Genomic DNA, 13,774 nt, shown 5'->3' with positions numbered 1-13,774 from the left:
CCAATTTGTAGGCCGGAACCTTGAATTTTCGGACGCGATCAGGTTGCTGCACTCTTAATATCCAAACGCCGATGGCCACGAGAACAAAGGCGAAGAGCGTTCCAATGTTGGTCAGTTCAGCTACAGCTCCAATATCCATAAATCCGGCTAAAAGACCTACCAATAAACCCACCACAATTGTAGAATATGCTGGTGTTCTGAATCGTTTACTTACCCTGCTGAATTTTTTCGGTAAAAGTCCGTCGCGACTCATCGAATAGAAAATACGGATCTGTCCCATTTGCATGACCAATAGAACGGTTGGCATGGTCAATGTAATTCCCAGTGAAATAATAAATGCCACCTTATTTTCTCCCACAGCGTCCAGAGCTGCCGAAATAGGTTTTTCGTTGGCAAGCACATCTAAAGGAACCATTCCCGTCAACACGGCTGCCACGGCAATATATAAAATGGTACATACGATCAACGCCGCAATCATCCCAATAGGCAAATTCCGTTGAGGATTTTTAGTTTCTTCGGCCGTGGTGCTCACGGCATCAAAACCGATATAGGCAAAAAACACAAGCGCAGCACCAGTCATAATTCCATGCCAACCGTTGGGCGCAAAATTTTGCCAGTGCTCACTCGGATTGAAATGCGGAATACCGAAATATAAAAACAGCCCTACTAACAGAAGTTTTATGATAACCAATACGGAGTTGGTTCTTGCAGACTCCTTAATACCAATAATCAACAATACAGTTACCACAAAAGTGATGATGAGCGCCGGAAAATTCAGGATAGAAACTTCATGAGGCATCATATTGACCTGACTTCCCAGTTGACTTTTTAGAGTATCCGTAAGCGGCTGCCATTCTCCATTAGACAATTGCACTAATTCCGTTCCTGTTGACGCCATCAAATATGGTGGAAAATGCACACCAAGCCCACTGAGAAAACTCTTAAAATAACCCGACCAACCAATGGCAACCGCAACATTTCCGATGGCATATTCCAAGATCAAATCCCACCCAATAATCCATGCAATTATTTCGCCAAAAGATGCATAAGCATAGGTATAGGCACTTCCGGAGATTGGAATCATGGAGGCAAATTCCGCATAGCATAAAGCTGCAAAACCACAGGCCAAACCTGTGATCACAAAACTAATGGTAATGGCTGGCCCTGCGCCCAAAGCATCAGGAGTACCAGCTGCCGCCTCGCCCGTCAGCACAAAAATACCTGTACCAATGATGGCACCTATGCCAAGCATCGTGAGGTCAAAAGCCGTTAAGGTTCTTTTTAAAGAGGAAGTCTCGGAGTCCTTTTGAAGTTGAGCCACCGATTTTCTCCGGAAAAGCAACGAATTATGGTTCATTCACTACTTTTATTAAGTTAATACCCAGTGAGATATTAAAAAACACCTATCTAAATTACTCTATTTTTCGCGATAATTAAATGGATTTAATGACTATTATTTGATAAAAGAACTAAGACCACTGCGTTGATAGAACATAGATTATAGACTTATATCGTAAAACACTGAAAGTTATAAGCGAACACTAAGAGCACGTCCAAATTCGCGATATTTATAAGTGTTTATAACAAAAAATCAAAGAAACCTGGAATTGAACGAAACTTTAAAAACCTCAGTTTTAAAAGGTTGGCCGAGGTATTTCAAGTTTTTTTTCGGATACCAATAGGATTTAATATCTATATTTTAATCCCCAAAAACAGCTTCAATGAATCTTTATAAAATACCCATTAAACTAAGGGTAAAAAGCAAAATTCGTTAGGTCTTATTTATATTATAATTCTTCAAAACCATCAGTTTACGTTAAGCTTTTCTTAATAAATCCTGATTAAAACGATAAAACCTTGTCGTGCCCTTTATAAATTATAATTTTGTAGCCTATATTAATATTAAAACGAATTTATGAGTCAAGTAAAGCAGAATGATACGGTAAAAGTTCATTATACAGGAAAATTAACCGACGGTCAAATTTTTGACAGTTCCTTGGAGCGCGAACCTTTAGAATTTACTATTGGCGATGGCAAACTGATCCCTGGTTTTGAAAATGCCATTATTGATATGAAATTGAACGACAAAAAAACCGTCGAAATAGCTAAAGAAGACGCTTATGGCGATATTTTGGAGGAATTGTTTCATCAAGTACCAAAAGACCAATTGCCACAAGATATGGAGCCAGAAGTTGGTATGGGATTAGCTTCAAAAGGACCTGACGGTATAGAACATCAATTTAGAGTTATTGAAGTTAAAGAAGACCATATTGTAGTAGATGGAAACCATCCATTAGCTGGTCAGGATTTAGTTTTTGAATTGGAAGTCGTTGAAATCAACTAAAATTTGAGTACCATATAATTTAAAGCCATTAACAAAGTTAATGGCTTTTTCATGCATTCTATCTCTAGAAATCACTAGACGATCAGACTTTTGACTTCTTCAAAATTCAAGCCTCCATAAGTTCCTGAGCTCATTAACAGCAACACTTTATTTTCAAAACTTTGTGAAAACAAAAAGTTCTTGAAATCGTCGGGATTCGTATAAATAATCAAATCGTCGCGCTCAAAGGCTTGCGCAATTTGATCGTGGGTTACTTCCTTAAGTTTTTTAATTTCAACGGCATGTGGCGAATAAAAGACAACAGCAACATCAGCCGCATCCAAAGTACCTTTATATTCCTTTAAAAAATCGGCATTCAAACTACTGTAGGTATGCAATTCCAAACAGGCTACAACGGTTCTATCTGGGAACTGTTCTTTTACCGCATATGTACTGGCCTTCACTTTACTTGGCGAATGCGCAAAATCTTTAAAAGCAATACTTTTTTTGCCTTCTGCTAATTTTTCCAATCGTTTACTCGCACCTTTAAAACTAGCAATAGCCTCGTAAAAATCGTCCTCATCAACTCCCATATGCTGGCAAATCCATTTCGCCCCGGCGAGATTGTTCAAATTATGCTTTCCAAAAACTTCAATTGGCAACGGCCCATCCGGAGTTTCCAAAAGCGTTTGGCCATTTTCGACGGTATACTGTGGCGTATGGTATGGCAATTTTCGGATGGTATTTTCAGAAGTTTCCACTACCCTTTTAACTTCTAAATCTTCCTCATTATAAGTGATACTGCCGCCTTTCACGATGCTATCTACAAAAATCGAAAACTGCTCCACATAACCTTCATAGGTTGGAAACACATTGATATGATCCCAAGCAATCCCGCTCAACAAGGCAATATTGGGTTTATACAAATGGAATTTTGGTCGACGGTCAATCGGCGAGCTCAAATACTCATCGCCTTCCAAAACAATAAAATCATTGGCATCGGTCAACTTTACCATGACCTCAAAACCTTCCAACTGTGCACCCACCATATAATCCACATCAATATCGTGATACTGCATCACATGAAGAATCATGGACGTAATGGTTGTTTTACCATGACTTCCACCAATAACCACACGGGTTTTATGCTTGGATTGTTCATATAAAAACTCAGGATAACTGTATATTTTTAAGCCGAGTTCTTGTGCTCTTAAAAGCTCAGGATTATCTGCTTTGGCGTGCATTCCCAGAACAACAGCATCGATTGTAGTAGTAATTTTTTCGGGAAACCAACCAAAGCTTTCTGGCAATAAACCTTTCCGCTTTAATCTCGATTTTGAAGGTTCGTAAATCTCATCATCACTCCCTGTAACTTGATAACCTTTATTGTGTAAAGCTATGGCAAGATTGTGCATAGCACTGCCACCAATAGCTATAAAATGTGCGTTCATAGTCTAATTTTGAAAGGATCAAAGATAGTTTTTTTGATATGAAATGCCGAAAGATTTTGAGCGTTGTTGAGTTGAAAGTTGTGACACAGAGATTCGCAGAAAAACGCGGAGTTGCCTCGAGAATTGTTGTAAAACTAAAATAGTGATATATTGCCTAACCTCTAATAACTACCCACTAAAAACTGAAAGGTTATTGCACAGAGTAGCGCAAAGTTCCATGGAGATACCCAGAGAAATTCTGGAGAACTTAAACGAATTGATAATCAAACTAAAGATTGCTGACCGCCGACTGAAAAAAGTCAACACTTTTCATGGAGGTGAAAAGTGTAATACTCAAACCTCATCCCCAATTAATGATAATTCTTAAAAATCTTGGTCGCCTCATTATAGGCACTTTCAAAACTTAAAGCATTGAGAGGATTACATTTTTTTGAAGTAAAATAAGAGAGCAATTTTTCCGTAGGCATATTGCCTGTCAATTCATCTTTTGCCATTGGACAACCACCAAAACCTTGAATGGCACCATCAAAACGTTTACAACCAGCGTTGAAAGCAGCATCTACTTTTTCATGCCAGGAAGTAGGCGTTGTATGAAGGTGAGCACCAAATTCAATATGCGGATACTTCGGAATCAAATTAGAAAAAAGATAGTCAATATTCTCAGGATTAGACGTGCCAACGGTATCGCTCAACGACAATATCTTCACACCCATTTTTGACAAACGTTCAGTCCAATCTCCCACTACATCCACATTCCAAGGATCTCCGTATGGATTGCCAAAGCCCATCGATATATAAACCACGACTTCTTTATTTGAAGCGTCTGCAATTTCCAAAATCTCATTCAAAGCCACTACCGATTGTGCAATCGTTTTATGAGTATTCCGCATTTGGAAATTTTCTGAAATAGAAAAAGGATAGCCTAAATAGCTAATTTCAGGGTGTACGGACGCATCCTCAGCACCGCGTGTATTGGCAATAATAGCCAGAAGTTTACTCTGGGTTTTGGAAAGATCTAGCTGTGAAAGCACCTCCGCCGTATCCACCATCTGTGGAATCGCTTTTGGAGACACAAAGCTCCCAAAATCAATGGTATCAAAACCCACTCGTAACAACGACTGAATGTATTGCACCTTTTTTTCAGTAGGAATAAAGTCTCTGATCCCTTGCATGGCATCTCGCGGACATTCTATAATTTTCACCTGTTGCATTGCCTCAAAGATATAAATTCCTGCGAAGGCAGGAATCTTTAGTTCAAAAAAATAAACACGAGCATATGATGAGAGAAGAAGTTTAAATAATCATTATTGAATTTCGATAAAAAAAACGGACTTTTAAGATAACTTCCTTAAAAGTCCACTTCACAATTATTTACATTTGGCAAGAACTTTTTCCGCCAATTTTTTAGCTATTTCCCGATTCTCGTCTGGGTTGGCACTAATTTTTGTAATGATGGTGAATTTAGATATTCCTGCCAGTACAACCAATTCCCCACCCCATTGCTCATTCCATTTATACCAGGCACTCGAGCCTAAACCTTCAATAAAATCCCAACTTCTTTTGGCACGAACTTTCATAAAGTCCTCCCCCGTCTTTTTTATTTCATCTTCCTGCTTGGCAAGATTTTCTTGAATTTGATCGAGTTCTTTTTCAGATAATTCTTTGTAAGCCATGTCAAAGTTTTCAATATTGGATTTGATATTACTTTTATCCGAATAGAAAGAGAGATTTTTTACACCCATGGTATTTTCATCTGGCAGTTCCATTTTCATTCCGGACACCTCCATAGTAAAACTAGGACGATTACTTGGCCATTGATACATATGTTCGCCATAGCTGCCAGAACGCAATTGCTCTTTGACCTTATCGGAATTTATGGGATATACGGATGTCATTTCTTCTTTTGTTAAAAGTAAGCTGTAATCGTCCTCAAACTTTTTTAAGCAATCATAAGATTTATTGCTATTCTTTTTGCTTACTTTCTCAGTCTTGCCATCTGCAGAAGTTTCTGAAGATTCCTTGTTGCCAGAGTTACAGGAGAACAGCAACAAGACCATTCCTGTAAGAAATAATGTTTTTTTCATAATAAAACTAAATTGAGTTGACTGCTAAATTACATTTATTAATATAATTTACAAGTGCAAAAAAAAGTTTTATCTTTTGATTTACAGCAACTTACAATAAGACGAATCCCGTCTTTATGCGGCGATGATATAAAGCGCGATGCCCACAAAAACGACTATTTGAAGCCATTTCAAAAAACTGCCAACGCCTTTCCTTTTCAATATAAACTCAGATATACGACCTGCCAATAAAGCGATGCTACTGAAAACGAGAAAGGAAACAACCATAAAAATGATTCCTAAAGTGTAAAATTGAAAAACTGTGTTTCCCTCATCATTCCAAAGAAAACCAGGGAAAAACGCCAGGAAGAAAATCATCACTTTCGGATTGACTAAATTCATGATGACGCCCGTTTTATAAAGTTCTAAATATGATTTTCTGGGTGCGTTTTCTGAAAGCGAAATTGTCTCATCAGACTTATAAACCATATAGGCTAAATACAGCAAATAGCAAGCGCCCAAAACTTTGACCCCATAAAAAAGCTCTTCCGAAGCCGTAATTATTGCTGAAACACCAAATGCTAAAAGTGTGGTGTGTACAATGCAGCCGCTTATAAGACCAGCCGTAGTGGCGATGCCACTTTTGGTACCATTGACCAACGATTGGGTAAGCACATAGATGTTATCAGGCCCTGGAGCAATGGCGAGCGCGAGTGTTGCTATTGAAAAGGAGATGAGGGTTTCGATCATTTATAAATGAGATATAAGTCAGAATATATTATACTCCCAAGAATCTGCGAAAATCTGCGTCATCTGCGGGAATTTCTTGAGTGAGAAGTAATATTGTTGTAAATAGCTATGACACAAAGTTGCACAAAGAAACCACAAAGCCATTTCAATTACTTTTGACACAGAATTATTAAATTAAAATCGTCAACTACAATTGAGCAATTATAATCTCTAGGTTTAAATACTTGATTCCCTCTTATGCGCGTTTCAAAATCGCTTGATTAATCTCCTTTATCAATCCCGGACCTTCATAAATAAAACCGGTATAAAGTTGTATTAAATCAGCCCCTGCATCCAATTTCTCCAAAGCGTCTTCGGCAGAATGGATCCCACCAACCCCAATAATCGGGAATGCTTTATTGCTTTTTTCCGATAGAAAACGGATCACTTCAGTCGCTCTTTTGGTCAAGGGTTTACCACTTAAACCACCCATTTCATTTTTGTTTTCAGATGAAATGCCATCTCGTGAAATGGTCGTATTTGTAGCGATGACGCCATCGATTTTTGTGATGGAAACAATGTCAATAATATCTAGAAGTTGTTCATCTGTAAGATCGGGAGCGATCTTCAAAAGAATGGGTTTGCGTTTGTGTTTTAAGTTGTTTTTATCTTGAAGGGTTTGTAGCAAATCCGTCAAAGGTTTCTTTTCCTGTAACGCCCGAAGGTTTGGCGTATTGGGCGAACTGACGTTAACCACAAAATAATCGACATAATCAAAAAGAGCTTCAAAGCAGATGATATAATCATTGACTGCTTCTTCATTGGGCGTGATTTTATTTTTACCGATGTTCCCGCCTATTAACACCCGTTTCTTATCGCCTTGTACCGGATTATTTTTCAATCGCTCCACTGCTTCTACAACGCCACCATTATTAAATCCCATTCGGTTGATGATGGCTTCGTCTTCGATCAATCGGAAAATACGCGGCTTTTCATTCCCATCCTGAGGCTTTGGTGTGACGGTTCCAATTTCAATAAAACCAAAACCTAAATTTGAAAGCTCTTTGTAAAGTTTCGCGTCTTTATCAAAACCTGCGGCCAATCCAACAGGATTAGGAAATTTGATTCCGAAAAGTTCGCGCTCCAATTTTGGATTTTCAAATTTATAAACACTTCGAAAAGCGCCTCCCAAGCCAATCAGGTTTGAAAAACGAATCATTGAAAATGTAAAGTGATGGATTTTTTCAGGATCAAAACTGAAAAACAAGGGACGGATGATGCTTTTGTACATAGATCTTAAGAAGTTGTTGTGCAAAAATACCATTCCTTTAATAAAGATTGTCATTATTCATTTTGAAAATTAGTAGTATTTTTGAACTCTAAACCCCAAGCACAAAAGGGTCATTTATATTGCACTTAGAATAAAAAAAATTGAATAGTTATGATACCGAAACAACACATTATTGATAGATTTATAAGTTACGTGACCGTTGACACCGAATCTGATCCTAATTCTGACACCACGCCAAGCACTGAAAAACAATGGGATTTGGCCCATGCCTTAGTTAAGGAACTCACTGCTATTGGCATGACAGAAGTTTCCATTGATCATAACGCTTATATTATGGCAACCTTACCGAGCAATGTGGATCATGACGTTCCGGTCATTGGTTTTGTGTCTCATTTTGATACCAGCCCTGATTTTACAGGTGCGAATGTCAAGCCTCAAATCATTGAGAATTATGATGGCAAGGACATTATTTTAAATGCGGAAGAAGGTATTATTTTATCTCCTGATCTTTTTGACGATTTGTTACAATATAAAGGACAAACACTTATTACAACGGACGGCACAACGCTTTTAGGTGCCGATGATAAAGCGGGAATCACAGAAATTGTTTCAGCGATGGAATACTTGATTCAACATCCTGAAATTAAACATGGTAAAATTCGTGTCGGTTTTACTCCAGACGAAGAAATTGGTCGTGGTGCGCATAAGTTTGACGTTGAAAAATTTGGTGCCGAATGGGCTTATACTATGGATGGAAGCCAAATTGGCGAATTGGAATACGAAAATTTCAATGCTGCAGGCGCTACCGTAAAAGTCAAAGGCAAAATTGTGCATCCCGGTTATGCCAAAGGCAAAATGATCAACTCCATGTATATCGCTACGGAATTCATCAATTCTTTACCGATGCTGGAAACACCTGAGCACACCGAAAACTACCAAGGTTTTTTCCATTTGTCAAGCATTGAAGGCGTAGTTGAAGAAACCGTTTTAAAATACATCATCAGAGATCACGACAAGGATCATTTTGAAGCCAGGAAAGAAGCCATGATGCAAATGGCCTTCGATTTGAATACCCAGTACGAAAGAGAAGTTATAACCATTGACATCAAGGATCAATATTTCAACATGAAGGAAAAAATTGAACCAGTTATGCATATCGTGGATCTTGCCGAACAAGCCATGCTAGCGGTCAACGTCAAACCGATCATCAAAGCGATAAGAGGCGGAACCGATGGCTCACAATTGAGTTTTATGGGATTGCCTTGCCCTAATATATTTGCCGGAGGCCATAATTTTCACGGACGTTATGAATATGTGCCTGTGGAAAGCATGATCAAAGCGACGGAAGTAATTTGTAAAATCGCAGAATTGGTAGCTTTGAAGAAGTAGTTTGAGGTATGTAAAAAAATGAAATCCGCATGGAGAAAGTAAATTCTATCGAAGACTATCTTGAAGTCCATTCACATTTTGCTGAAGCACTACAACTTTTAAGACACCTCATCAATTCTACCGAATTGGTGGAAACCTTTAAATGGAATGCGCCAACCTATTATTTAGAGAACAAAAAAGTAGTAGCTCTTGGCGCTTTTAAAAACCATTTTAGTATTTGGTTCCATCAAGGCGATGTTCTTAAAGATGAAAAAAAAATATTGGTAAAGGCTTCTGAAAAAACGAAACATTTGCGACAGATGCGGTTTAACTCACTATCTGATATCGACCAGAATATCGTTTTAAGTTACCTCAAAGAAGCCATTGAAAATCAAAAAATCTAATTACTTATAGACACAAAAAAAGCCATTTCAATTGAAATGGCTTTTTTAATTCGATTGCAACAGGTTATTTTGTTGTCGCAGGATCTTGGTTAAGCTTTTGGCTCATTTCCATCGAAATGGCAGAACGATCAAACTTAATTTTTCCTGACATAGTTTCAATAATACAGCTACTGTCTTTATCATTGAGGTCAGCAATTCTACCATGCATTCCGCTTTTGGTAATGACTTTGTCGCCTCTTTTTAATTCACTTGCAAACTTCTTTTCTTTTTTAGCGCGTTTCATTTGTGGTGCAATCATAAAGAAATACACTACAGCGAACATCGCAATAAAGGGTAAAAACGAACTTATTCCTTCCATCAATTCTTATTTATTATTAATCGTGATTATGGCCTTCATGACCAGGTTGTGTGCTATATTTTCGAGCAGGTTGTTGCATAATAGATTGAGCGCCTTCTGCTGGTTGTTGCGTCATTGGCTGACCAGATGCATTTGGATCTCCTTCAACGGTTGCTTTGATTCTAACGGTCTCAGAACCTTTTTCAGTATTAGTGGTCAAGGTTATAGATTTGGTAACAACGCCATTTCCTTTACCATCAAATTTCACTTTCATTTCACCAGTTTCTCCTGGAGCAACTTGTTTTGTCCAATCTGAAGGCACTGTACAGCCGCAAGTACTTTGAATATTACTAACGACCAACGGAGAACTTCCTGTATTCTTGTATTTAAAAATAGTCTCTACAGGAGTACCATTTTTTATGGTTCCAAAATCGTGTTCGACTTCTTCAAATTCCACCATCGCAAAACTACCGGAGTTCGCATCTCTTTCTGCCGCATCCACAACATTTTCGGATTTAATTTTTGCGGTAGCATCTTCTTTACAAGACATGAACCCAACTAAAGAAAGTGCACAAACACCTAATATTATTTTTTTCATCGTATTATTATTTGATTAAAATGCTCACTTAAAATAAATTTGAGAATGTAAAAATAGCAATAATTTACCATTACATCAACCCGCGCCCTATTTTATTTAACTCGCCGTTCTCGTTATATTCTTTAACGATTTTATCCAAAATACCATTAATAAAGAAACTGCTCTTTGGCGTGGAGTATTCCTTGGCGATATCGATATACTCATTAATGGTTACTTTTACTGGAATGGACGGGAATTTCTGAAATTCACAAATGGCCATTTGAAGTAAAATACCATCTAAATTAGCAATACGTTCCGCATCCCAATTTTGCGTTTTTGCCGCAATTTCCTGATTGAATTTTGATTTATTCAATAAAGTTTTCTGGAACAATGCCGTTGCAAATTCCTTATCTTCTGTGTCTTTAAAAAGTTTAGGTGTAAAATAGGCGGATTTATTTTCCTTTTTCAGCTTGCGAAGCAATTTAAGGATGCCTGTATTAACCACTGGCAAATCATCCAACCAAGTCAATTTTTTATCCTCAATATAGTCGTAGAGTTTTTCATTTGGAGCAATGATTTCAGTAAAGACATCAATAATGAAATCTTGATCTTCCTTAAAGCTAGAAACATCAGTGGCCATATATTTCTTATACAGTTCACTTTCTATAATGCTTTTAAATATGATATCAACATATTCAAAATCAAGATACCAATGATCAATTTTACGGTTTTCGATATCAATTTGAAGCGCTCTATCTTCTTGCAAAATTTGCAGCACCTGATTATTGATAAATTTTTTGTTTGGATTTTTTTCTTCTTGTGTTGCTAAAATTTTTCGCTGTGATCGTTCTTGATAATCTTCAGCACGCTTTTGAACTTCGATTAAAAGTGATAACATCAAGAGATGTAAATCATACATGTTTTCAAGACTTTGGATCAAGAATTTCTGATCTTTTATGAAGTCATCACTTTCCCCACCGTCAAACGCATAAAGGGTTTGCATTACTTTTATACGAATATGTCTTCTGTTTAGCATTGATAAGAACTTATTAAATTAAAAGGTGAAAAAGCTTAGTGTCTTTTCGTCTGCAAAAATAGTATTAATTTATAACTTGATAAATTAATTGCCACGGATATCTCAACTTTATTTTAAATATCCAGGTTTTCATTTTTCAATAGGTTCTTTAGCAATGGTTAAGAGAACCCTGTTTGGCTTTACCTTATTTGCGGTGACATCTTCCAATATCTCTAAACAAACAGGGCAACTATTTTCTGTTTTACAGATGGCCTCTTGCCTATGCTACTCCTCAAGTTCAGGATATAAAACAACACACTGCTTAGTGATCTGAAGCATAAAAGAGGTCGGGACAGATTCAATACCCCATTCTAAAATTTGGTGCTCCTAGGAATAAATTTAAATCTGCCTTCCACCAAATACTGCTCCTAAAAGCCTATTATGAATACCAATAATTACTTTTAAACGATTATCTTTGTCGATGCAAAAAAAACATAGTGTTCTTGATTATCGAAAGATTCTTATTCAAATCGGGATCTGTAGATAAAGTTCTATGAACTTATATCTTTCAAAACTATCGGATTGCAATTAGTGGTCATCTTTTTTGGATTATCTAAAAAATCACAATTAAAAATAAATCACTATTTAGAGTTTTTGCATAAATATAATCGCCAAATTCTTCAAGGTTAAAGCATTAGCGGCCAACAATAATCAATGAAAGAGCTACAACACGTCAATAAATATTTTTATAAGTACAGGTATAAGTTATTAGCCGGAATTTTAATTACTATTGTTGCAAGAATATTCCTTCTTTTTACACCAGAACTCGTTGGCAACTCTGTAGATGTCATCGACAGTTACCGGAAAGGGCTCACGACCGACCTTGGCGAGGTCAAAACTGAATTACTCATCAATATCGTCTACATCATTGGCGCAGCTATTTTGGGTGGAATTTTCACCTTTTTGATGCGGCAGACCATTATTTACGTATCGCGCCAGATAGAATATGATTTAAAAAACGAAGTCTATCAGCAATACCAACGCTTATCTCTAGACTTCTATAAATCCAACCGGACAGGCGACTTGATGAGCCGGATTAGTGAAGACGTTGGCAAAGTCAGGGAATATGCTGGGCCTGCAATCATGTATAGCATTAATACGATTACCCTTTTTATTATCGCGCTATTTTTAATGTTTCGCTCTGCACCTACATTGACCTTATACACGATTATTCCTTTACCGATCCTTTCTTACTTTATCTATATTTTAAGTAAATCCATCCATAAACGCAGCACTATTGTACAGCAATGGCTCGCAAAACTTTCTACGTTTACCCAAGAAACTTTTAGCGGTATAAGCGTCATCAAATCTTATGGCATTGAAGAGGTTACCAATGCTGACTTTGATGCGCTTTCTGAGGAAAGTCGACAAAAAAATATTGACCTTACGAAAGTCCAAGCGTTATTCTATCCTTTGATGATCTTTTTAATTGGGTTAAGTAATATTATTGTCATCTATATTGGTGGTAAACAATATATCGATGGCGAAATTGAAAGTTTAGGCGTTATTGCCAAATTCATTATTTACGTCAACCTTTTAACCTGGCCGGTGGCTACTGTGGGCTGGGTGACTTCGGTCATACAACAAGCGGAAGCTTCTCAAAAACGGATCAACGAGTTTTTAAAGCAGGAACCAAGTATAAAAAACAATAACCCAGAACCTTCCATCATAAAAGGAGATATTGTATTTGACCAAGTATCCTTTACCTATCCTGATACCAATATCCAAGCACTAAATAACGTCAGCTTCACGCTAAATAAAGGCCAAACGATGGCTATTATTGGGAAAACAGGCTCAGGAAAATCGACCGTCCTCGACCTCATCGGACGTTTATATGATGTCACTTCTGGAGAGATCAAAATTGACGGCACGCCTATTCAAGATCTCAATTTGACGAGTTTAAGGGATCATATTGGATACGTGCCTCAAGATGCCTTTTTGTTTTCTGATACGATTAAAAACAACATCATGTTTGGTAAAGAAGATGCAACGGATGAAGAAGTCATCGCTGCCGCAAAAAATGCCGACGTCCACAAAAACATCAAGAAGTTCAGTAAAGGCTACGATACTATTTTAGGGGAGCGCGGGATTACCTTATCTGGAGGACAAAAGCAACGTATTTCTATTGCAAGAGCGATCATCAAAGCGCCACAAAT

General features: G+C 37.4%; 13 protein-coding genes. 4 read left to right on the top strand and 9 right to left on the bottom strand.

What is annotated here, in order from left to right; all coding sequences use genetic code 11:
• Positions 1-1,357: amino acid permease (locus ABIQ28_RS04430; RefSeq protein ID WP_348035599.1), on the bottom strand; the 1,357-nt coding region annotated here is incomplete at its 3' end.
• Between the two features lie 558 nt (positions 1,358-1,915).
• On the opposite strand from ABIQ28_RS04430, the gene ABIQ28_RS04425 reads away from it, so the two are divergent.
• Positions 1,916-2,344, top strand: a complete 429-nt coding sequence (locus ABIQ28_RS04425; protein WP_348035598.1) for a peptidylprolyl isomerase — start codon at positions 1,916-1,918, stop codon at positions 2,342-2,344.
• Between the two features lie 74 nt (positions 2,345-2,418).
• Here the strand turns inward: ABIQ28_RS04425 and ABIQ28_RS04420 are convergent, their stop codons facing one another.
• The 5 genes from ABIQ28_RS04420 to ABIQ28_RS04400 all read right to left on the bottom strand — a co-directional run bounded on the left by ABIQ28_RS04420 (position 2,419) and on the right by ABIQ28_RS04400 (position 7,857).
• Positions 2,419-3,774, bottom strand: a complete 1,356-nt coding sequence (locus ABIQ28_RS04420; protein ID WP_348035596.1) for a Mur ligase family protein — start codon at positions 3,772-3,774, stop codon at positions 2,419-2,421.
• Positions 3,775-4,124: 350 nt separating this feature from the next.
• Complete coding sequence (locus ABIQ28_RS04415) at positions 4,125-4,985, bottom strand: hydroxymethylglutaryl-CoA lyase (RefSeq protein ID WP_348035594.1); 861 nt, start codon at positions 4,983-4,985, stop codon at positions 4,125-4,127.
• A gap of 156 nt (positions 4,986-5,141) precedes the next feature.
• On the bottom strand, positions 5,142-5,858 hold the full coding sequence (locus tag ABIQ28_RS04410; protein WP_348035592.1) for a hypothetical protein: 717 nt from the start codon (positions 5,856-5,858) through the stop codon (positions 5,142-5,144).
• 114 nt (positions 5,859-5,972) lie between these two features.
• Positions 5,973-6,587: a LysE family translocator gene (locus ABIQ28_RS04405; protein WP_348035591.1), complete on the bottom strand. Its 615-nt coding sequence runs from the start codon at positions 6,585-6,587 to the stop codon at positions 5,973-5,975.
• Between the two features lie 235 nt (positions 6,588-6,822).
• Positions 6,823-7,857 carry a quinone-dependent dihydroorotate dehydrogenase gene (locus ABIQ28_RS04400; protein WP_348035601.1) on the bottom strand — a complete coding sequence of 345 codons (1,035 nt, stop codon included), beginning with the start codon at positions 7,855-7,857 and terminating at the stop codon, positions 6,823-6,825.
• 150 nt (positions 7,858-8,007) lie between these two features.
• On the opposite strand from ABIQ28_RS04400, the gene pepT reads away from it, so the two are divergent.
• Positions 8,008-9,246 carry a peptidase T gene (gene pepT / locus ABIQ28_RS04395; RefSeq protein ID WP_348035589.1) on the top strand — a complete coding sequence of 413 codons (1,239 nt, stop codon included), beginning with the start codon at positions 8,008-8,010 and terminating at the stop codon, positions 9,244-9,246.
• A 29-nt stretch (positions 9,247-9,275) separates the two neighbouring features.
• Positions 9,276-9,629: a DUF1801 domain-containing protein gene (locus ABIQ28_RS04390; RefSeq protein WP_348035587.1), complete on the top strand. Its 354-nt coding sequence runs from the start codon at positions 9,276-9,278 to the stop codon at positions 9,627-9,629.
• Between the two features lie 64 nt (positions 9,630-9,693).
• Here the strand turns inward: ABIQ28_RS04390 and yajC are convergent, their stop codons facing one another.
• The 3 genes from yajC to nusB form a co-directional block, all read right to left on the bottom strand.
• Positions 9,694-9,987, bottom strand: a complete 294-nt coding sequence (gene yajC, locus ABIQ28_RS04385) for a preprotein translocase subunit YajC (protein ID WP_348035586.1) — start codon at positions 9,985-9,987, stop codon at positions 9,694-9,696.
• A gap of 16 nt (positions 9,988-10,003) precedes the next feature.
• Positions 10,004-10,564 (bottom strand): DUF1573 domain-containing protein, encoded by a 561-nt coding sequence (locus ABIQ28_RS04380; protein ID WP_348035584.1) that lies wholly within the window; start codon positions 10,562-10,564, stop codon positions 10,004-10,006.
• A gap of 70 nt (positions 10,565-10,634) precedes the next feature.
• On the bottom strand, positions 10,635-11,579 hold the full coding sequence (nusB, locus tag ABIQ28_RS04375; RefSeq protein ID WP_348035583.1) for a transcription antitermination factor NusB: 945 nt from the start codon (positions 11,577-11,579) through the stop codon (positions 10,635-10,637).
• A 693-nt stretch (positions 11,580-12,272) separates the two neighbouring features.
• Here nusB and ABIQ28_RS04370 point away from each other — a divergent pair.
• On the top strand, positions 12,273-13,774 hold a 1,502-nt coding region (locus ABIQ28_RS04370), incomplete at its 3' end, for an ABC transporter ATP-binding protein (protein WP_348035582.1).

The organism is Gelidibacter sp. (assembly GCF_039916245.1).
In the GTDB taxonomy this organism is placed as follows: Bacteria; Bacteroidota; Bacteroidia; order Flavobacteriales; family Flavobacteriaceae; genus Gelidibacter.
Note: the sequence above shows the minus strand (reverse complement) of the source record. Positions and strands in the feature narration are given on the sequence as shown.